Here is a 20429-nt window from a genome sequence, read left to right as displayed (position 1 = left end):
GTAGTAAGGACAAACCGCCATCCCAGCCTTGAAAGGCTACTTTAAATGCCCCTTTAAAGGGGCAAACGATAATAGCCCGCCGTTTCAACGGCGGGGCGGCAGGGCTTTTCTTCCTACTATCGCCGAGAGCCTTTCCTCGGTGTGGCGGCTCGTCACTTGTCACTAATCACTGTTTTTAGGATGATCTACCGCATATTGGATTCCCGGTTGGCGATATGCAGATAATCCGGCAAAACGCATACCGTTTCGCCATGTTGGCCGATGGCGCGATAGGCGCCGTTAAGTATTTCCAAGGCGTCCTGAACTTTTCTCGGAGACGGAAACAGCGTCGAATTTCGCAAGCATAGTTGCTTCAGTTTGTCTTTGGGAATGCACAAACCCAACCGGCAGAATTGCTCGTAGATGAAATACAGTTGCTTGCGCGTATCCGTGTCGGTTTCGTAATCGAGCACCTCTTTCAACGGCGCTAAAGCCTGCCGTCTCGCATCCGGCGTCAGACGGTCTTGTTCCTTGATGACGAGGGCTTCTTCCAGCGCCAGGGCTCGCCGTAAATCATTGAGAAAATCTCTTTTGGTAATGGCGCGCTTGCTCAATTTTTGCCGGGACAAGCCCAACTCCAAGGCCCGCCGCAGAACATTGGGACGGATGTTGAATCCCCAATGAGCGCGGTACAAACGGCGGTAATTGTCCTTTAAAAATTCCACCGTCTGCTGCAAATGCTTGAGAGAATGATTCTTGCGGGTGCGGGCGTACGATTCGGCGGCGGCGCGGGTGACCCCCTCGGATTTCACCAGGTAATTGCAGATGGCGGATTCCGCTTTGCTTTGCGCCCTGCCGCTTTTGCGCAGCAGTTTGCGGATGGTTCTTTTCCCCCCCATCAAATCGGAAATCGCCAATTTGCCGTTAGCCAGTTTCAAGAGATTTTTCATGGTTTGAAAGGTGGCTCGGGCGGAAATATAATCCACCTGCTGCGGCGAGGCTCCCAATTTCATCAGCAATTCCCGGCGCCGTTCGTAATCGGATTGTCTCTGCTTGCTGCGTTGGAGATGGTCTTTCAGGCGGGAGTAATTGGCCTTGAGCCGGTTCGGCTCTACATAGCGCAATTCATTCAGCAGCAGTTCCGTCTTGTTCTTCAGCATTTCCATGCTCGATTGGCTTACGAGAAATTCCAGGTCTATTTCCGTAAAGGGCGGGCAAACCTTGCCCGCATCCGACAAATTCTCCAGAAACTCGTATTTCTCCCGCCGGTCGGAAGGCCACAAATTGCCGCGTTGCGCTCTGGCCCCGGCGCGGTTGCTTACTTTTACCATGGAAAGACTCAATTCGGGCGGATGCACGAATGCACCTAACTTTTTATAAATCAATAACTTACTGTTAAAACGTTTATGCGATTCCGCATTGGGAAAGTGTTCTTTTACGCCTAAGTATTCGAGTACATCGTTGGCTTTCTTGCCGTCAGATAGTAAAATCTCATCCAAGAAATGCTGATGCGCTTTGAGCAGATAATCCGCCAGATATTCCCGAATATGGCGGCCAATGCGGCGATAGGTCTCTTCTCCTTGGGGATTGACGGCTATCCATTCGTTCTCAACATCAAGCACCGTATCCATCAGGGCTTTGGCATCGTCGTCCATGACGACGGGATAAGGCGTTTTTATCGGATTATCCTTGAAATAGGACGCCGCTTCTTTTTTCGATTGTTTGTATAGTTCAATTTTTTTTTCGAAAAGGGCGCCCATAGCGTCCCGGAAAAATGGTTTCATGGAACTCCATCTCGATATTTCCATGCCAAATGTTAAAGGATAATTCAAGATCAGACCGTTTTTCGTCTTGGCCATAGCAGATAATTACTCCTTTGTTATGTTTAATATAATCAATGACTTTAGAACTTATCATCTATGCCAGCAAAAACCTCTATATATATTATACCAAGAAATAAGAATATTTGCAAAGTATTTTATTTATAAATTTTGTAAAATCAATATTCGCGATAGCGCGGAAAGTCCTATTTTTCCCTGCGGCAGGAACGATGGAGAGAACAAAGCGCGATTAAAACGTCGAGGAATTGGGAGAGGTTTAAACGATGGCGGATAAGATTAGACTTTAAACCCATCGCCTTCGCAAAGAGCGATTAGATGAAATGACGCATCATAATTAATAAATCATGTTAGCAATTTGGGAGCGCTGGCGTCTCGCAATTTGGGAGCGCGGGCGTCTCGCCCGCAGGTTGGAGCCGCCGATCCAACGCAACGCGATTCCTTGCGTCGAATGTCATTCTTTTCCTTTTTCGTGTTTTTCCTTTTCCTTTCGCGTTTTCGTGATTCAAACGACGAGAGTAAGAGATTCCTTTAATTACCCATTGCGCGTAACATGAGTTAATAATATAACTCACTTCAAGAAAACGTTTAATCTCATATGCGGTAAGAAAGTAAAAAAAATCAAAAATAAAGCTTCAAAAAACAGTAAATTTTTGCCATACTCTTTCACTATGACTATCCAGCATCGATTTTATGGCGTTTATGCTGGACCCTAGAAAAAAGAAATACGCTCTACCTGCGTCTCTTGAAAAGAATAAACAGAATAAAACGATGCTTTTTCATGAGTTATCGTTTATTTCTAATCGATAAAATGAAAATCTACAAACGAAAAAAAAGCGGCGTTCTCGTCATCGTGCCGGAAGGAGAGATCACCCTCGACTCCCTGAGCAATTTTTTAATTTATATGAAGAATCTTATCCAAAACGACTCGTCGAAAATCGTGCTCAATTTTTCCAAGGTCGATTATATCGGCAGCTTAGGCATTCAATCCTTGATCGAAATTTCGCAATTGACCAAATCCCGCAACGGAGGTTTGGCTCTTTGCGAGCTCAATCCGCACTTGAAAAAGGTCTTGGATACCGTCAGTTTCGAACACTTGGCCATTATTTACAATAGCGAAGAGGAAGCGGTTTCGGCGCTGCAAGACGAATCTTCGCTAACTTGAGCCATGCTTCGCATTTCCATTCCCTTGCCGCCCATTAATACAATTCCCATTCCACTACGCCGGTTAGAGCGTCGTTGATAAACACATAGGCTTGGCCGTAAACGGCGTTTTGGATTCCTGAGGAATCCTGGATGGAACACAACACGGCGAGGTCGGCGTCACCGTCGTTATCGAAATCGCCCTGGCAGGCGTAGCGCGGTTCTTCTTGCAGGGACAAAGATCCGGTTTCAGTAAATCCGCCTTGGCCGTCGTTTTCGAATAATCGCAGGCTGGGAACCAACTCGTTGCCGTCGACGCGAACAATGATCTCTTGTACGGTAACCGCCAAATCGTCATCGCCGTCAAGGTCGTAGTCGTGAACTTGGACGCTGTAAGCGACGCCGGGCATGGGAACGCTTTTCCACCACGCATAACCGGAGCCGGTATTTCGGTAGAGTTCAACGGAAGCGTCTTGACCTAAGAATGAAAGAAAATTGGTAGGATCGGATTTTCCGACCAGAGTGATGGCCAGATCGGCGTTTCCATCCTTGTCGAAATCGCCGAATCCCATCGACCAGGGCATATATTTCACGCCGGTAGTTCCCAATGTCTTTACGCCGGCGGCGGTTCCGGGAAAGAGCGTGATGCCGGGATTGGAAACCGTTAGGATCAATTGAATCGGATCGATGGAGGGCGTTCCCTGGTTGATTCCGACCACGTCCATCATCCCGTCATGGTTGTAATCGAGAACAGCGACGTCGACGACGCTGCCGTCGGCGTCTAGAGATTGGGACGCTGCAAAAGTATTGTTTCCTTGATTGAGAAAAAGGTCGACGCCCGCATCGAATTGAACGATATCGCCCGTTCCCACGAAATCGAACGACGTCTCTCCATTATTGCCCACGATGACGTCGTTTTGCCCATCGCTATTGATATCGGCGATGAGCGCGGAAGATGGAACGCCGCGAACGTCCATAACGCTTTGGCTGAAGGTTCCATCGCCCTGGTTGAAGAAGAATACGACTCCGGAGTCGCGCAAGGGCGTGATGGTATTGTCGATATATTGCACCTGGACCGCGGCGAGATCGACGAGTCCGTCGCCGTTCAAATCTCCCGCGGCTACAGCTACGGGATGTTGTACGCCGCCGGCAAGCGGAATCTCTTCCAACTTCGCGAAACGCGCGCTCCCGTTATTGTAGGCAATGGTGATGGAGTTGCCGTAAATATTGGCGATGGCGAGGTCCAAGGCGCCGTCGCCGTTCAGATCGCCAGCCGCGATCGTGCTGGCGCGCAGACCCGCGCCGAATATCTGCCCGAAATTGATATTGAGAGCGGCCTGTCCCGAAACGGGCGATAGAGCGAACCACAAGCAGCACCATGCAAACGTCATTCTGGATATGCCAATCAAATTCATCGTCATCCCTCCCAAGATGATGGAAAGTTTATTTTATACTTTAATGGAAAATGGCTATCTTCAATGTAGCCGTTTTGTCATAAATTGTCATAATAAATAGTAAATATATATTTCATGATAAACTATAGTCTGAAAATCGATCCCGCGAAGATGGGAAGAGCGCGATGAATGCGAGAGGGTTTACGTTAATCGAATTGTTGGTCGTCGTCGCCATCATTGGCATTCTGGTCATGATCGTCGTTCCCAATTTTCTCAACGCCATGATCCGATCCAAGATTGCGCGCAGCCAAGCGGATATTCTCGCCGTCTCCAACGCGCTGATGATGTACCGGGTGGACAACAACTCCCTGCCTCCTCTCCAAACCGGAAGCGGTTCCACGATCCTGTTGAAGCCGACGCATGTTACGCTGCTGACGCAATTGACGACGCCGGTATCTTATATCGGCGCGGGAGCCGCTCGCAGCCCCTTTTCCGATTATCACGGCTATTGGTATTACGGGTACGAATATTTCGTTCAGGATTTCGGCGGCGGCGTGAAGGTGGAAAGAGTTTTTTACTGGAACAATATCGCTAACAAGGAGACGGCGGAGTGGATGATTACGACGCTGGGGCCTAATATCAAAGAATTTCCTTACGATACGGTCAACAACAGCGGAATTCTTTTCTACGATTACAATCCCACCAACGGACTCAACAGCCGGGGTTTCATTCAAAAACACGGAAAATAACGATGTAGATTCATAAGATGGATCAAGCAAAGCGAACTCCACCAATATTTCTAAGTCTTCCAGTCCCCAAGTCCCCCAGTCCCCCAGAGAATGTAGGGTGGGCTAAAAGCGAATCGTAGCCCGCCAAAGGCGATACTGTAATCAAGAGATAAAGCGACAGAGCGACAAATCTCCCAAAGTCCCTCCATTTTTTTTTGAATTATTTTCCCGGTCTTCTCGTATCTATACTCAGAGCGATCGAAAACGCCGCCTTCCCATTCCAATTCCAAATTCGAGAGGAGCCATTACCATGTCGCGCATTCGTTTATTTTCCAAGAAAAACGCCTCCATAACCGCAGGACTCGCCTTAGTGTTCGCCGCCTTAGTCTTTCCCGCCTACGCCGAAACCCCCAAAGAAGATCTGCTGTTCAAACTGAACATCGAAGAAAAAGACGGCGAATCGGTCAAAATCAGTCTCCCCTTCTCCATCTTCTATACCTCCATCGACATCTTCGCTAAAGAAACCTTGGACGCCGTCAAGAAAGAAATCGGTTTGGATCTAACCGCCTTTCTGGAAGAACTGCGCAAAATGGAAGGCGAAGACATCGTCAAGATCGAAGGCGATGAAAACATCAGCCTGCGTCTAGAAAAAGCGACGGATGAAACCCGCAAAGATTTGGAATTCTTGCGCATCCAAGTCGACGAAGGAAAAAATGGAAACAAGATTAAAGTCTGCTTGCCCATCGGAATCGTAAAAGCCGCCAGCCAAATCGCCGCCACCGTCATTAAGCAAGCGGAACTGGATAAACATATCCAAGCCCAACTTCCCAAAATTATCGAAGAACTCAAAAAGAATCTCGAAATCAAGTGACGCCGATGCCAACGAAACCCATCGCGCCTAATTTCCCACGTCTTCCGGGAGAGGGTTAGGGTGAGGGAAACATAACTACTAATACCCGCCTAAAAAAAACCGGCTTGGTGAAGGAAGAATAATCTCCCCCGCCAAGCCGGTTGCCTTTTGCAAAAGGTTCATCTATCGCTATTTCTCCTTCGTGACTCCCTTGAATGGTTTGTTGTCTGCTTTCTGGTCGATGAATTGTCCTGTTTTTGCATCGCGCTTTACCCACCGGTCGTTTTGAGGATTATGCGTTTGCGAACGATCTTTAACAGCTCCTTTTCGATGTCCATCGCCATTCGGTTTATTCGTTGCCATCGCTTAACCTCCATTTTTTTGTATTTGCCTCAAATCTTTATTCTTTTTATGATAGCGTTCTTTATTCAAACGTCAATGGATATTTCATCCAAAAAATTTTATATTATAAATTATATGGATCGGATTGCCGAATATGTTCTTTTACGATATACTATAATTTAAGTGATTTTATAGGAGGGGATTGTTATGGATGATCGAAAGATAATCTCTTTTTAATCCCGGCGTTTTGCGTCGCCCCCCTCTTTAATAGAGGAGGTTTCTTTCATGCCGCTCACGCTCGCCTTAATCGGAAAAAGACTTCGTTTAGCCCGTGAAAATGCGCGCATCACCCAGGAAAACGCCGCTGAACGCATCGGCGTCCCTCGAACGGCTATCGTTCAAATTGAGGCCGGAAATCGGTCTACTTCAACGCTGGAATTATCTGAATTAGCCAACCTTTATGACCGTCCAATTACGGATTTTCTTGCGGAGGATAACCCTATCGGCGCAGAGGACGATATTCTTGTAGCCCTTTACCGAATGGCGCCAGGAGTTGAAGCCGATGAACGTATGAAAAACCAAGTAACGCGCTGTATCCACATATGTCGTGAAGGAACTGACCTGGAAATCTTGCTCAACCGCCAGGCGCGTACTGGTCCCCCCGCTTATAAAGAACTTGCGCCGCGAAACGTAGGAGAAGCCATTGAACAAGGAAATCGTATTGCAGAACAAGAACGAAAACGCCTTGATCTGGGGTACTCCCCTATTCCAGATATGGCTGGATTGATTTGCAGCCAAGGAATATGGGCGTCTGGAACCAGTCTGCCCAACGGCGTTTCCGGCTTGTTCCTTAATCACCCTTCGTTGGGCATGTCCATTCTGGTCAACATCGATGAACCCCGAAACCGAAAGCGTTTTTCATACGCTCATGAATACGCTCATGCATTATTGGATAGGAGCGAATCCATCAAAGTTACGAAAACCGATAATCGCAATGAATTAGCCGAAGTGAGAGCGAACGCCTTTGCCGCCGCTTTTCTCTTACCCGAAAACGGCGTAACCGCCTTTATTGCGTCGGTGGGCAAAGGCAACCCAACCCGCGATATGGTTCCCGTATACGATCTCGCCCTTGAAAAAAGCAATGCTCCTCTTATTCAGGTTCCCCGCCGCGCCCCATCCGGCTCGCAAATAATCACCTGTCAGGACGCTGCGGAAGTGGCGAACCATTTTGGCGTGAGTTATCAAGCCGCTACTTATCGCCTGAAGAGTCTGCGATTTATCAACCAAGCAGAGTGTAAAGACTTGCTTGAGCAAGAAAATATCGGGAAGTTATATTTAGGGGCTTGGAAAAAGGAATCGGAGGATAATACGTGTGACCGTTGCCTCGATCAAGAAATCGCCTATTTGGCTTTGGAAGCCTTGCGCCTAGGGGAAATTTCTCAAGGGCGTTTTAACGACATAGTGGATTTGCTGGACATCCCGGACATTGAATCGTTTAGGCAATTTGCCGAATCTATCCATTGAACGAGGATTCGCGTTGACCGGCAAAGAATCCGTCTATCTCGATACAAGCGTGTTGATTAATTTTTTACGAATTGACCGCGCCGATCTTTTGGAAAACCATTCCGGCTTCTCCTTCTTCATCACGGATCATGTCGAACAGGAGATTACAAAACGATACGCCCAACAGTTTTCGATTCTAAAAAAAAGCCATTAAGAAAAAAATCCTGTCAGTAATTTCCATCAATGATGAAAAAGAAATAGTAACGTTCTCAAACTTGATTTTGGGAAAACGTCTGGGAAAAGGCGAATCCGCCGCTATCGCTGCGGCGGTTGCAAGAAATGGTTCCGTGGCGATGGACGATAAAACCGCCAGGCGTATAGCCCGCAAGATGTTTCCCAAACTCAGTTTGCTCGATACGCAAACGTTGATGGTTTCTTTAATTCGGCATGGCATTCTGGATATCGATGAGGCCGATCGAATCAAAAATATCTGGGAAACGCAACACCGATTTACGTTGAAAATTAACAGCTTTAAAGACTTAGTATAGTTATGCCGGGTGGGCTTTAAGCGAATAGCCCACCCTTCTCCTTTAGGTTTACGCCATCGCCGCAATCCCATACAACTGCGCGAATTGCCGCATGCGCTTCGCATAATCGCCATAAAACAAAACGTTGTGATGCCCTTTGACTTGGCAGGCGTCGTCCAACTCGTTAATCGTAATCTCCACATTGGTGCGGCAACCTCCCACAGGAGGCATATCGTAGGACTTCACTACCTTCCCGGAATAAATCAGCATCTGCGGCTTCTCGGCTGGAATAATGTGGGCCATCGTAACCGCTTCTCCCTCGCGCCATAAAACCTGCGGCGCGCAGGTGGGATCGTTGGTATGGCCGTAGTTGCGCAGAAGATAAGGCTGTTGCGGCTTGTCTGCGCCGAACAGTTTGGAAGCGCTGGTGCAATGGGAAGCGAAATAGTGGTTGGATTCCGTCTCGAACGAGGGATTGTGCTGAAAGCCGGAACGGTCAAAGAGATGCTGAATCAACATCAAGGTCAACGTCGGACCAAGATCGTTTTCGCATCCGGCGGCGATGCCTTCGTCCCGCAGCGTCATGAAACTCATGCACGGCATCAGCTCGCCCCGGCGCAGGCAATCCATCATCATAGCGTCGCCCCCCTCCGTTTCCAGGATGCGCTTGTTGGCGAAATGGACTCGGGCGGCTTGCAATATTTCCGGCTCGGCCGGTTCCAGGATTTTCTTGGCGTTGCGTTTGAAAGCGGCGGCCAGTTTTTTTACGGCGCCGTCGATCTCCGTTTTGTTGACCTCCTCTTCGAAACGAGCGAGGGAGACGGTGCGAACCGTCGTTCCCCAAAACGGAACCACGGCCTCTTTCCCCTCTTCTTTGCCCGCCACGCTGATAATGCGGCTCTCTTTCATCTTGCGCCGCGCATTGATCATCTTCATGGCGTATTCCACAGCGTCCAGATTGTCCAGCGACTGAATGATATGAACGCCGGGTTTTTGATATTGCGTAATCGGCCCATGCTTCACGCCCAGGCAAGAGAAGATAACGGCTGGGATGCCCGGTTCCGCAACGGCTCCCTCATTGGAAGCTTTTGGGGCAACCTCTTTGAGTATCCGATCGATATGTGCGAAAGAGGTGTTCATAAAGGGGATGAGCAGAATGGCGTCCGGCTGGCTCTTTTTGGCTTTGCCGATGAAACGATCCGCATCCTCTTGGGAAGCGATCGGCTTCTCTTCCATCTCGATTCGCATCCCCAGTTTCTTTTCGATCTCTTGGATGCGGCTCATGTACTTCTTTTGCCGCCCTTCCGCGTCGAAATCATTGCCCGGCCAGCTCCACCATCCGCCTTTCACCCGCAACGTATCGGAAGGGGGATAAAGAAAAGCGCCCATTACGGCAGCCGTTCCTTTTTGCGGCGCTTCTCCGGCGCCCGCCCAAGCGGAGCGCGAAAAATTCAACGCCATGCTTCCCACGGCCAAACTCGCCGCGCCTAAAAATTCCCGGCGGCAGCAAGAACAGAAAACTTCTTCATGCGAATGCAGCTTATCCATGCTATCGGCTCCTTCCTCGTTTCGCTTTTCCGAATGGCCCCCCGCTTCTATCGCTCCCCGCCGCCTTGGCGGACGACGATATCCCCCAGGCTGTTCAATCCATTCGATGTTTCATAGGGCATCCCCCGCATCGTGCTTTGCCATAATCCGTCCGGTCCAATGCCCATCAGCGCCCATTCGTCTTTTTGCAGCGGACGCTGGCCTGTTTCCCTGCTGCCTGCGGCGGTTAAGCCGCTCAGTCCATGGTTTTCGCCAATGAAACTGAAAGCGGATTCGTTATCGCCGTAAATATAAGTACTATTGGCGTATTTGATGTACTGTTCGGAATCTTTCGCCGACGTCTTTTCGTTAAAGGGGTCGCTGGGAAGTCCCGCCATATAGGATATGGGCGTCGTGAGCGGCGCAAAGATTTGGATCATGGTGCGGTCGGGACCGTTGTTATAAGGTTCAATGCCGAATTTTTTCATTCTTTCGATGCCCAATTCCGTGTCGTCATCCCAAAAATCCACCAGCAGCATATTGCGATCAAGACGGAATTGTTCGATCGCCGTCCCCAGGTTTTTCATATCCGCCATGCCCCGGGCGATTTTGGCGCGGGTTTGCGCGTTGAGAAAATTCGGTACGGCAATGGCCGCAAGAATGCCGATAATGGCGACGACGATCAGTAATTCGATGAGAGTAAAAGCGCGTTTCCTTTTCATGACTTCACCTCATCCTGTACGATGAAAAAGACCGTAGGGTAGGTCGAGCGAAGCGAGCCCCACCAAAAGAAAACCCCCTCCAATATGGGTAACACAGGCGTCAACCACTATGACAAACATTATTCGTAGGATGGGTCGCGCCGTTTGATCCATCAATAGCCTGAATCGGGATGGCAAAGATTTTCGGGATGATAGAAGAAAAAATCTTGGTCATGCTTTCATCCTGGATATCCTGATTCTGACATTATTCGTAGGATGGGTCGCGCCGTTTGACCCATCGATTCTTTCATCTCTTCCATTGAGATGGGGTAAAAAACGCAACCCACCCTACTTTTTCTCGCGCCAAGCTAGCTCCACGCAAAGCGCTGCTAGCCGTCATTCATCACTCATTATTCTTAATACAAAGGCCAAAACTCCACAGCGGTTTCGTTGACCACGAATCTCATGCCCAGATAGACGGATCGAGTGGAACCCGCGACGCCAAAAGTATCGTCGATGATAAAGTTTTTCTGTTCGCCGTTCGCGACGGTGATGGCGCCCAGCGCCATTTCATAATGGTTGTAGCCGGGCGTGCCTTTGAATTCGCCGTCGTTGGGATGATAGAGTTTCAATTCCTGGCCTTCGGGAGCGAAATACAGGAAACAGGAATTCGTAACGTTTTCGTCGAAATTGGCTTGGCCCGTGTCGCCCACGCTCAGGAAGGCGTCATACGTTCCGCCTCGCGCAAAAATCACGGTCGTGCGCAAAGGCATGGCGTCGTTATTGCTGCCGGGGAAGGATTCCAAAATGGGGCCGTAGGGACCGAGTTTATCGCGCTGATTCCATTTTCCGTTTCCATCGACGCGCGCGGCGATCGTCAGCCAATCCTCCAATGCGGGATAAGCCGCCGCATCTTGAGGCCAGGTGTAATATTGATTGCCGCCCATATCGGTAAACATCTCATGCGGGCCGGGACTGATTTGAATTTCCTTCAGAACCACTTCCGCTTTCAAAACGAATCTCATGCCGAGATAAACGGATCGGGTGGAACCCGCCACGCCGAAAGTGTCGTCGATGAGGAAATTTGTCTGCTCGCCGTCCTGCACCGAAATTTCGCCCATCGCGATTTCATAATTGTTATATCCCGGCGTGCCTTTGAATTCGCCTTCGTTGGGATGATAGAGTTTCAACTCTTGCCCTTCGGGAGCGAAATACAGATAACAGGAATTCGTAACGTTTTCGTCGAAATTGGCCTGCCCGGTATCTCCAATGTTGAGATAGACTTCATAATTCCCGCCCTTGACGAACACGACGGAGGTGCGCAGAGGCATGGCGTCGTTATTGTTGACGGGGAAGGATTCCAGAATGGGGCCGTACGGACCAAGTTTTTCCCGTTTGTTCCACATCCCGTTTCCATCTACGCGAGTGGTGATCGTTAGCCAATCTTCCTGAACGGTGTAAGCCGCTTCGTCCTGAGGCCAGGTGCGGAACTTGTTGCCGCTGATATCGGTAGTCCATTCGTGAGCGCCGGGGCTGACTTGCACCTCGGACAGCGTCCCGCCCAATTCGATGACGCGCAGAGTAACGCCTTGAAAAGTGGAAGTCACATCAAAGGACGATGTGAGATTGAACTTGTCGCCGGGGCAATCGTCCACGCGCACTTTGATCTTGCCGCCCGCATCGACGGTCACTTCACCCAAGGAAACGGAATACCAGAACATGCTTCCCGATGTCGCGCCGCCAACAGTAGGATAACCGGGCGATGTTCCGCCTGTGGCGCGGGTAGTGTTATTGCCGTCGTAAAGCTGCAAGGGAGCGTCTCCCAATGCCGCTTGGATGGGGCCTTCTCCCGCCGCGGTATTGGAATCCAAAAAATTGAAGATCACTTCGTATTTCCCTGCCATCGCCGCCGTGATTTCCATGTAAATTTCCGGCGCGTCTTCCCAGTACCCCGGCGCATGGGAAACGAGAAGAGTGTTTCCTTCCACTTTATAGATCAACCACAAATTGTCCTCGTCGAAATACACGTCGGCCAACGCTTCGTTACCGAAGGGCCGGGGATCGATGGCGGAAGCGGGGCCGACGACGAACGTATTGCCGAATCGGTCGGGCTGACCGCTGAAATCACCGGCGGAAAAGTAAAACGTGATATCCTGCGCTCCTGCGCTCGAAGCAAGCAACAGGACGATCAATCCTAATCCGAAAAATTTGGAAACTCGCATATATCTATTCCTCCTCTTCATTAAAATGGCTCAGTAAAATTGGCTATCCCGGATGCCCTCTTCCTGCAACTAGTGCTTTGTTTCTTTTGAAATTGTTCCCTCGCCCTCTGGGAGAGGGTTAGGGTGAGGGCGCTTTCTTAAGAAAGCAACTATTAAAATCAATTGAAACAGACTACTAGAAGGCGCCGCATCCTTATTCTCCGCGCCCTCTTTTGGTCCTTCCGCCGTTTGATTAGTGTTCGAAGCACCACCCCCTTTCATCCATATCGTTTCTATCTCCTTGAACAAAAGGCAATTGAATATCGATTAATTTATAACTCATATGAGGATAGCGGGGACTTCAGAAGCAAATTGTCCCCTTTCAAGCCATCAATCGATGCAATCTCCAACGGCGGATTCAACCAAGCGTGAACCATTCATCGTTGCCGCCGAGGATTCTTGCCAGAAAAATCCATATCAACATGTATAGACAAATACCTATCGAAATCAGATTACCATGCAAAAAAAACAATGTCAAGCGGAAATTTTTCTTTTGTAAAATTTAATATGTATTATTATAACTTATTGATTATAAATATCTTATATTAAATCGCCCTCATAAAACCTATCGATTCTTTTTATAGAGCGAAACGATTTACTTTCCTAAATGTCTATGGTAATATGCCAAAAAAAGAGAAATTTTTCGCTATTGATTGCTTTCTGTGGATCAGGTTGTGCGCATGGAGACGCGGGAACCTTGAAGGATATCTCTCAATTCAAAATTACGATCGACCGCGGTTCGTCCATTCCCGTCTACCAACAATTGTGCGGGCAGATTAAGGATTTTATCCGCAGCGACTTTATTCAGATCGGCGAATCCCTCCCGCCGGAAAACGAAATTTGCGATATCTCCGGCCTCAGCCGCATGACGGTGCGCCGGGCGATGGAAGCCTTGAGCAAACAGGGACTCGTCGTCGCCGAACGGGGACGGGGAACATTCGTCGTCGCCAAAGAGCCGTTAAGCCATGTTCAAACCTCCATCGGCTTCGCCCTGCGGCCCCATCGCTACATCGAAGAAGATCCGTTTTACTCTCACATTCTCTTAGGCGTCACGCAGGAAGCCCAAAAACACGGCCTTCATCTAGCTTTCGTCAAAGGGGAAAACCTCGACGGCGCCGACAGCTATTCCAAGCGTTATTCCTTCTTGAATAAACTGACGGGATTGATCGTCGCGGGACAAATGCCGCCCGCCTTTTTGGATTATCTCCGTAAAATCCGCATTCCCTGCGTTCTTCTTAACTATTGCTCTCCCGACTATCCTTACGACGCCGTCAGCTACGATCAAAAGGAAATCGGCAAAATCTTAGGACGCCATCTCGTCGAACTCGACCATCGCTATTGTCTCTATCTCAGCGGAGAGCCGGAAAACGTCGCTTACGAAGACCGATTGGCGGGCTTCGTAGAGATTTTCGTCGATAAGTACGGACGCAGCGTCCATATCCTCAAAAGCGGCAAAGATTCCCAATCCGGACGCGCCATGATCCGCGAAGCCTTGGATCGCTCGCTTCCCTTCAGCGTCGTCGCGGCGGGAAACGATATGATCGCCATCGGCGCAATGAACGAGTTGCAAGACCTGGGATTCCACGTGCCCAAAGATGTCAGCGTCTGCGGCATCAACAATATCCCCGGCGCCGAACATTGCCGCCCGACCTTGACCACGGTCCATATCGAAAAACAAGAAATGGGCGCGCGCGCCGTGCAGCTGCTGCTTCAACGCATCCAAAATCCCAAGCGCGTACAGGAAACGGTGTGGCTGGGAGTCAAATTGATGCCCCGCCAATCCACTGCCAAGGCGCCCCGAACATTGAAAACAACGAAAGAATCAGAAAGAGCCTTGGCGATTCGGTAACAGTTTACCCGATTGAAGAGAAATCCTTGTTTTTAAGCCCTGAAAGGGCGAAATATGATAGCCCAGGCCAACGGCCTGGGAACAGGATTAACCAAAACCTTAAACCCTGAAAGGGCGAAATAATAAATTCGTATTTCTTCTCTTCATACGGCTAAATAGTAACACGATTCATAAGAGGTTCTTGCAAAAATGGTATAATTTTCTTTTCAATTCTCCCCCCAAGCTTGGGGGGAGTTAGAGGGGGGTTGATTTTCTTAGACTTATCTCAACTCCCTCCTAACCTCCCCCAAGCTTGGGGGAGGAATAATATAGTTTTGCAAGAGGCTCATAATTAATATTCAATGAATTCTCTTTCGTCGAAAGGCGTAAGCATGGATCCGTTTCGAGTCGACGGCGAAATCGCCTTGATCACTGGCGGAGGAACCGGCCTCGGCCTGGCGATGGCCAAATGCTTGGCGCAAGCGGGGGCGCAAGTGATTCTTGCGGGACGCCGCGAATCCGTCTTGCGCGAGGCGGCGCGCGAGATAGGAGAAAAAGCCTATAGCGCAACATTCGACGTGGCCGCTGGCGACGCCCACGCGCTCATCGCCGATCTCTCCGCGCGAATCGGAGCGCCGACCATCCTCATCAACAACGCGGGCAATCACTTCAAGAAACCCGCGTTAGAAATTTCCCCGGCGGAATTCGCCAGCGTCACCGATACGCACGTCAAAGGCGCCTTCGCCCTGACGCAAGCCGCCGCCGTCGGAATGCTGGAACGCGGCAAAGGTTCGATCCTCTTCATCGCTTCGATGGCGTCGTTGTTCGGAATTCCTCAAGTCGCCGCTTATTCCGCGGCCAAATCGGCGATCATGGGACTTGTGCGCTCGCTGGCGGTGGAATTCTCTCCCCGCGGCGTGCGCGTCAACGCCATCGCCCCCGGCTTCATCGAAACCGAAATCTCCCGCCGCGCCTTCGACGACGATCCCCAACGCCTTCGCAAAGCGATGGATCGCACCCCGATGGGACGCCGGGGATTGCCGGAGGATATTGGCTTCGCCGCGCTTTATCTATGCTCTCCCGCCGCTAAGTACGTTACGGGAATCGTGCTGCCCGTAGACGGCGGAACTAGCATCGGTTTTTAATTCAGGAAGGATGCGAAGGAATGAAAATCGGTTTGGGTTTGTACCGCCAAATGTTGACGAAGGACAATTTCCACTTCGCCCGGCAAGCGGGATGCACGCATATCGTCGCTCATTTAGTAGATTATTTTCATCATGAATTGCTGCATGGAACCGACGAAACCCGCAACTGGGGAATCACGGCGAATCAAAATAGATTATGGACGGAAGAAGAACTTCAGGATTTAAAAAAGTCCATCAACGAAGAAGGATTGGAACTGGAAGCGATCGAGAACTTCGATCCCTCCCACTGGTATGATGTCTTGCTGGACGGTCCCCGCAAGCAGGAGCAAATGGAAAACTTGAAGACCCTGATTCGACGAATCGGAAAAGTGGGAATCCCGATTATGGGCTACAACTTCAGCATCGCCGGGGTCTGGGGGCACGTAACCGGCCCCTTCGCCCGCGGCGGCGCCGAATCCGTGGCTTTTCTGGGACCGGACGGTCCGCCGGAAACGCCCATTCCCAAAGGCCATGTGTGGAACATGGTTTATGATCCCCAAGCAGAACCGGGGACGATTGGAACCGTATCCGCCGAACAGTTATGGCAAAGGCTGGAAGCTTTCCTGAAAGAGATAACGCCCGTAGCGGAAGCAGCGGGCGTAATGCTGGCGGCGCATCCCGACGATCCGCCCGTTTCTTCCCTGCGGGGAACGGCTCGGTTGGTCAATCAACCTCATCTTTATCAAAAATTGTTGGATATAGTTCCCAGCCCGAGCAACGCCTTGGAATTCTGCTTAGGCTCGCTGCAGGAAATGACCGAGGGCGATATCTACGAAGCGATCGATCGCTACAGTCGGCAAAACGCCATCGCCTACGTTCATTTCCGCAACGTCAAAGGCAAAGCGCCGCGCTACCATGAAGTGTTTATCGACGAAGGCGACCTCGACATGATCGAGGCCTTGCGCATCCTGCGCCGAAACGGCTACAACGGCGTTTTGATCCCCGATCATACGCCGCAAATGACCTGCAATGCGCCCTGGCACGCCGGAATGGCCTACGCCATCGGCTATATGCGCGCCGCCCTGACGCTCATCGAAAAAGAATTCGCTTAAACGCGCAAATATTTTTGGACTGGTGGCCGGGTGGCAAAGGCAAGGCGAAGCCTGCCTTTGATTTTTCCGGAATAACTAGGGCAAGGTTTTTTCCGCCCATAACTACTTTTAAACGATTTATAATGCTCAAGCCGGAAAATAACATACAAAAAGGAGATTCGCATGAACAACGCCAAATCAATGACTCGCCGCACGTTTAACTTGGCGGGCGCCGCCGCCATCGCCGCGCCCATGATCCTGCCCTCCCGCGTTCTCGCCGGTCCCAACGACGCGATCAGCCTTGGCTGGATCGGCGTGGGACGCCGCGGCCAACAGTTGATGGGAGACTTTCGGGGATCCAAAGGCTCGCAAATCGTAGCCATCAGCGATTTGTACAAGCCCCGCATGGAACAAGCGGCGAGCGGCAAGAATTGGAAGACTTATCAGGATTACCGCAAATTGCTGGAATCCAAAGAGGTGGACGCCGTCGTCATCGCCACGCCCGATCACTGGCACGCCTTGAACGCCATTCACGCCTGCATGGCGGGTAAAGACGTTTACGTGGAAAAACCCATGACCCTGACCATCCGCGAAGGCCGCGAGATGGTCAAAGCGGCGCGCAAATATCAGCGCATCGTGCAATGCGGCAGCCAGCAGCGCTCCATGAAGGAATGCCGCATCGGCTGCGAACTGGCGCGCAACCAACGGGCGGGAAAAATTCATACCGTCCATGCCGCCAACTATCCCAGCCCTTGGGATCAGCCGTTCCCGGCGCAGCCCGTTCCCGACGGCTTGGATTGGGATATGTGGCTGGGGCAGACGGCGCCGCGCGCCTATCACAAAGACATCTTCACTCCCCGCGCCCAGCCCGGCTGGATTTCCATCATGCCCTATTCCGGCGGCGAAGTAACCGGCTGGGGAGCGCACGGCATTGACATCATCCAATGGGGATTGGGCATGGACGAAAGCGGCCCCACGGAAATCTGGGCGGAAGTCAATTCGCTGAAATTAGACCTCTTCGTCCATCTGCGCTACGAAAACGGCGTTGAAGTCATCACGGACGGCAAAGGCCCCGAAGGCGGCGGACTCTTCGTCGGCGACAAAGGTTCTATTCTGGTCGATCGCGGAAAATACAAAGCCGATCCCGAAGAGATCGCCAAAGAACCCATCGCCGATGCGGAAATCAAATTGCCCGTTAGCCTCTATCATCAGCAGAACTGGCTCGATTGCATACGCAGCCGCCAACTGCCCATCGCCGATGTGGAAATCGGCCACCGTTCTACTTCGGTTTGCCATCTCATCAACATCGCCCGTTGGACGCGGCGCAAACTGAAATGGGACCCCAAAAACGAAAATTTCATCGGAGACGACGACGCCAATACGTACATCGACCGTCCCCGCCGCGAACCTTGGGGCTTCCCGAAGTTATAAAATTCGACTATCCGCCATTTGATTTTCAACAAAAAAAATCCGGCCAGGACTCTCCTTTAGAGAACCTAGCCGGATTGTCTTTTTATATGGAAAATCCATTAACTTGCGTCTTAACCTGTAATTTGAACAAAGGATTCAAAAACTTCCTTGAGAATTCAAATTTGGTTGCGTTTTTGAATCGCGAAAACGCGAAAGAAAAAAGAATGACGCGAAAAAAGGCGATAAATAGGATTGCGCTTGGGAAAGTTTTTCTCCGTGAAATCCAAAATCATCCGTGAAATCCGTGATTCGAAAATTTCGTGAAATTCAAATATTTTCGCGGTTTCGCGATTTAAAAGCGAACGAAATTCAAAATTCAAAATTCAAAATTCAAAATTCATAATTCATCATTCCGTTATCCCCTCCCAATTGCCGCTTCCCTTTTTATTTGTAGAGTTGTCATCCATCGCTATCGTCCCGCGCCTTCCCGGCGCGTGCAAGGATAATCATGCTAACGAACGACTGCCAAGCCCCCGCCAAGAAACCGAATTTCCTCGCTGCTCAATTGAAGGTATTGGAATCGATTATTCAAAATATCGCCGAAAAACTCATGTCGGCGGATGACATCCTCGACGGCAAAATCCAATCCCTGCACAAACTCTACCAAAGTCACCTCCGTTTGTATTTCTCCATCAAGAAATGTATAAAAAAAAACGCCTCCGCCAAAAAAGATAAATTAAATTCGCCCGCCGAAGATCGCAAAATTCCTCTTCCTCCTCCCTGGAAAGACGATATCTCCGTCTTCGCCAAAGAAGCGTTGGGCATGGAATTGCTCGAACATCAAAAGCAATTATGCCTTTCCCAAAAACGCATGAACCTTCTCATCGCCGGACGCGGCGCGGGCAAATCGGCGGCGGCGCGGGTCAAGGCGCTGCACAATGCCCTCATCCAGGAGCATCACATCGTCCTGGCCGTCTCCTCCGGCCAGCGCATGAGTTCCGACTTCGGCGCCCGGCTGCTCGATCTCATCCGCGAGTCGCCCCTCTTCGAGTACGTCCAATCCATCTCCAACGAACAAGTAACGTTTCAAAACGGCTCCGTCATCAAACTGCTGCCCGCCAATCCCGACACCATTCGCGGCTATCATCCCAAAACCTTCGGCCAGTGCAACGGCATGACCGTCATCTTGGACGAAGCCTGTTTTATGGAGCAAGGCGATGAAATTCGCAAAGCCGTCGAATACGCCTTGATTACCACCCCGCGCGAAACGGGGCGCATTTACATTGTTTCTTCGCCCAGCACTATCGGCTCTTGGGTTTACGAATACATCCAAAAAGCGAACGATCCCGGCGCCGGCATCGCCGTTTTCCAATGCCCCAGCTCCGCCAATCCCTCCATCACGCCGCAGGAAATCGAGCGCTTGCGCCGCACGAAAAACGATTTGGAATTCCGGGCGGAAGTGCTCGGCGAATGGGTGGACGGCGCCTACGGCCTCTTTTCCGGCCTCATCGATCCCAACTGCGTCGAAGCCTCCGCTTTGCCGGACGACGCCGTCTGCGTTCTGGGCGCGGATTTAGCCCTCTCCTACAGCTGCGCCCACGACCGCAACGCTTTGGCCGTCGCCGCCAAGTGGCGGGTGGAAAACGGCGGCGCCGGGGAAGACCATTATCGCCTCATCGATCTCTCCATCCTGCAGCAGGCTTCCGACGCCGAAATCCGCCAAGAGGCTGCGCGCCTGATCGAAAAGTATGGCGTCGCCGCCGCCGTCATCGAGCAATTCCAAGGCCGCGCCTTGGCGGAACATTGCCAGGCGCTGGGTGTAGAAACGATGCTCGTCGCTCCCACTTCCAGCCTGCAACAGACAGCCTTCCACGAAATGCACCGTCTGCTCAAGCAGGGATTGCTCGAACTCTCCAATGATCTGCCGCCGGAATTTTTCGGCGAATTGCAAGCCTTCGAATACCGCCGCGAATCCAACGGACGCATCTCCTTCGGCCATCCCGCTTCCGGCAAGGCGCATGACGACTGCGTCTACGCCGCCGCCTGGGCCGTCTACGGCGCCCTCGAAACGCCGCCCCTCGAAACCGCGCCCCCCCTAAAACCCATGATCGATTTTATCGAAAAAAGGTAAAATCCATGGGCAGAACTTCAGAGGCATCCTATTTCATTACGGTCGCGTTCCA

17 protein-coding genes are annotated in these 20429 nt (G+C 50.8%); 11 read left to right on the top strand and 6 right to left on the bottom strand.

The genetic code is table 11. The features are described from left to right. Positions 1 to 185: 185 nt before the first annotated feature. Complete coding sequence (locus AB1656_22440) at positions 186 to 1763, bottom strand: hypothetical protein (protein MEW6238158.1); 1578 nt, start codon at positions 1761 to 1763, stop codon at positions 186 to 188. 835 nt (positions 1764 to 2598) lie between these two features. Here AB1656_22440 and AB1656_22435 point away from each other — a divergent pair. Continuing rightward, a complete protein-coding gene (locus tag AB1656_22435) occupies positions 2599 to 2982 on the top strand; it encodes an STAS domain-containing protein (protein MEW6238157.1) in 384 nt (127 codons plus the stop codon). 34 nt (positions 2983 to 3016) lie between these two features. On the opposite strand, the gene AB1656_22430 is transcribed toward AB1656_22435, so the two are convergent. After that, positions 3017 to 4375 (bottom strand): VCBS repeat-containing protein, encoded by a 1359-nt coding sequence (locus AB1656_22430; GenBank protein MEW6238156.1) that lies wholly within the window; start codon positions 4373 to 4375, stop codon positions 3017 to 3019. Positions 4376 to 4539: 164 nt separating this feature from the next. Between AB1656_22430 and AB1656_22425 the strand changes: the two genes are divergently transcribed. Together AB1656_22425 and AB1656_22420 are read left to right on the top strand one after the other, a co-directional pair. Then, a complete protein-coding gene (locus AB1656_22425; GenBank protein ID MEW6238155.1) occupies positions 4540 to 5103 on the top strand; it encodes a prepilin-type N-terminal cleavage/methylation domain-containing protein in 564 nt (187 codons plus the stop codon). Between the two features lie 289 nt (positions 5104 to 5392). After that, on the top strand, positions 5393 to 5953 hold the full coding sequence (locus AB1656_22420; protein ID MEW6238154.1) for a hypothetical protein: 561 nt from the start codon (positions 5393 to 5395) through the stop codon (positions 5951 to 5953). Positions 5954 to 6121: 168 nt separating this feature from the next. Here the strand turns inward: AB1656_22420 and AB1656_22415 are convergent, their stop codons facing one another. Beyond that, positions 6122 to 6295: a hypothetical protein gene (locus AB1656_22415; protein MEW6238153.1), complete on the bottom strand. Its 174-nt coding sequence runs from the start codon at positions 6293 to 6295 to the stop codon at positions 6122 to 6124. 264 nt (positions 6296 to 6559) lie between these two features. Here AB1656_22415 and AB1656_22410 point away from each other — a divergent pair, with 264 nt between their 5' ends. From AB1656_22410 to AB1656_22400, 3 genes are all read left to right on the top strand, one after another. Then, complete coding sequence (locus AB1656_22410; protein MEW6238152.1) at positions 6560 to 7798, top strand: XRE family transcriptional regulator; 1239 nt, start codon at positions 6560 to 6562, stop codon at positions 7796 to 7798. A gap of 13 nt (positions 7799 to 7811) precedes the next feature. Next, the gene (locus AB1656_22405; protein MEW6238151.1) at positions 7812 to 7991 is read left to right on the top strand and encodes a hypothetical protein; all 180 of its coding nucleotides are present in this window, start codon (positions 7812 to 7814) and stop codon (positions 7989 to 7991) included. 61 nt (positions 7992 to 8052) lie between these two features. Then, positions 8053 to 8325, top strand: a complete 273-nt coding sequence (locus AB1656_22400; protein ID MEW6238150.1) for a hypothetical protein — start codon at positions 8053 to 8055, stop codon at positions 8323 to 8325. Between the two features lie 48 nt (positions 8326 to 8373). Here the strand turns inward: AB1656_22400 and AB1656_22395 are convergent, their stop codons facing one another. The 3 genes from AB1656_22395 to AB1656_22385 form a co-directional block, all read right to left on the bottom strand. Then, positions 8374 to 9852: a hypothetical protein gene (locus AB1656_22395; protein MEW6238149.1), complete on the bottom strand. Its 1479-nt coding sequence runs from the start codon at positions 9850 to 9852 to the stop codon at positions 8374 to 8376. Between the two features lie 47 nt (positions 9853 to 9899). Next, the gene (locus AB1656_22390) at positions 9900 to 10553 is read right to left on the bottom strand and encodes a prepilin-type N-terminal cleavage/methylation domain-containing protein (GenBank protein ID MEW6238148.1); all 654 of its coding nucleotides are present in this window, start codon (positions 10551 to 10553) and stop codon (positions 9900 to 9902) included. 395 nt (positions 10554 to 10948) lie between these two features. Beyond that, complete coding sequence (locus tag AB1656_22385) at positions 10949 to 12754, bottom strand: hypothetical protein (protein ID MEW6238147.1); 1806 nt, start codon at positions 12752 to 12754, stop codon at positions 10949 to 10951. A gap of 736 nt (positions 12755 to 13490) precedes the next feature. On the opposite strand from AB1656_22385, the gene AB1656_22380 reads away from it, so the two are divergent. The 5 genes from AB1656_22380 to AB1656_22360 all read left to right on the top strand — a co-directional run bounded on the left by AB1656_22380 (position 13491) and on the right by AB1656_22360 (position 20377). After that, entirely contained in the window at positions 13491 to 14642 is a 1152-nt protein-coding gene (locus AB1656_22380; GenBank protein MEW6238146.1) for a GntR family transcriptional regulator, read from the top strand. 371 nt (positions 14643 to 15013) lie between these two features. Continuing rightward, on the top strand, positions 15014 to 15766 hold the full coding sequence (locus AB1656_22375; GenBank protein MEW6238145.1) for an SDR family NAD(P)-dependent oxidoreductase: 753 nt from the start codon (positions 15014 to 15016) through the stop codon (positions 15764 to 15766). Between the two features lie 20 nt (positions 15767 to 15786). After that, positions 15787 to 16857, top strand: coding sequence for a mannonate dehydratase (locus tag AB1656_22370; protein ID MEW6238144.1), 1071 nt, complete (start codon positions 15787 to 15789; stop codon positions 16855 to 16857). A gap of 162 nt (positions 16858 to 17019) precedes the next feature. Continuing rightward, positions 17020 to 18267, top strand: coding sequence for a Gfo/Idh/MocA family oxidoreductase (locus AB1656_22365; protein ID MEW6238143.1), 1248 nt, complete (start codon positions 17020 to 17022; stop codon positions 18265 to 18267). A 487-nt stretch (positions 18268 to 18754) separates the two neighbouring features. Then, on the top strand, positions 18755 to 20377 hold the full coding sequence (locus AB1656_22360) for a terminase family protein (protein MEW6238142.1): 1623 nt from the start codon (positions 18755 to 18757) through the stop codon (positions 20375 to 20377). Positions 20378 to 20429 lie beyond the last annotated feature (52 nt).

This window comes from Candidatus Omnitrophota bacterium, assembly GCA_040755155.1.
Lineage (GTDB): Bacteria > Hinthialibacterota > Hinthialibacteria > Hinthialibacterales > Hinthialibacteraceae > JBFMBP01.
This window is presented reverse-complemented; position numbering and strand designations above follow the sequence as displayed.

Bases quoted from the DNA above. Each gene is read 5' to 3' on its own strand.
- AB1656_22440 (MEW6238158.1), bottom strand. From the start codon at position 1,763: ATGAAACCATTTTTCCGGGACGCTATGGGCGCCCTTTTCGAAAAAAAA.
- AB1656_22370 (MEW6238144.1), top strand. From the start codon at position 15,787: ATGAAAATCGGTTTGGGTTTGTACCGCCAAATGTTGACGAAGGACAAT.
- AB1656_22365 (MEW6238143.1), top strand. From the start codon at position 17,020: ATGAACAACGCCAAATCAATGACTCGCCGCACGTTTAACTTGGCGGGC.
- AB1656_22435 (MEW6238157.1), top strand. From the start codon at position 2,599: ATGAGTTATCGTTTATTTCTAATCGATAAAATGAAAATCTACAAACGA.
- AB1656_22425 (MEW6238155.1), top strand. From the start codon at position 4,540: ATGAATGCGAGAGGGTTTACGTTAATCGAATTGTTGGTCGTCGTCGCC.
- AB1656_22415 (MEW6238153.1), bottom strand. From the start codon at position 6,295: ATGGCAACGAATAAACCGAATGGCGATGGACATCGAAAAGGAGCTGTT.
- AB1656_22385 (MEW6238147.1), bottom strand. From the start codon at position 12,754: ATGCGAGTTTCCAAATTTTTCGGATTAGGATTGATCGTCCTGTTGCTT.
- AB1656_22410 (MEW6238152.1), top strand. From the start codon at position 6,560: ATGCCGCTCACGCTCGCCTTAATCGGAAAAAGACTTCGTTTAGCCCGT.
- AB1656_22375 (MEW6238145.1), top strand. From the start codon at position 15,014: ATGGATCCGTTTCGAGTCGACGGCGAAATCGCCTTGATCACTGGCGGA.
- AB1656_22390 (MEW6238148.1), bottom strand. From the start codon at position 10,553: ATGAAAAGGAAACGCGCTTTTACTCTCATCGAATTACTGATCGTCGTC.
- AB1656_22420 (MEW6238154.1), top strand. From the start codon at position 5,393: ATGTCGCGCATTCGTTTATTTTCCAAGAAAAACGCCTCCATAACCGCA.
- AB1656_22360 (MEW6238142.1), top strand. From the start codon at position 18,755: ATGCTAACGAACGACTGCCAAGCCCCCGCCAAGAAACCGAATTTCCTC.
- AB1656_22395 (MEW6238149.1), bottom strand. From the start codon at position 9,852: ATGGATAAGCTGCATTCGCATGAAGAAGTTTTCTGTTCTTGCTGCCGC.
- AB1656_22430 (MEW6238156.1), bottom strand. From the start codon at position 4,375: ATGAATTTGATTGGCATATCCAGAATGACGTTTGCATGGTGCTGCTTG.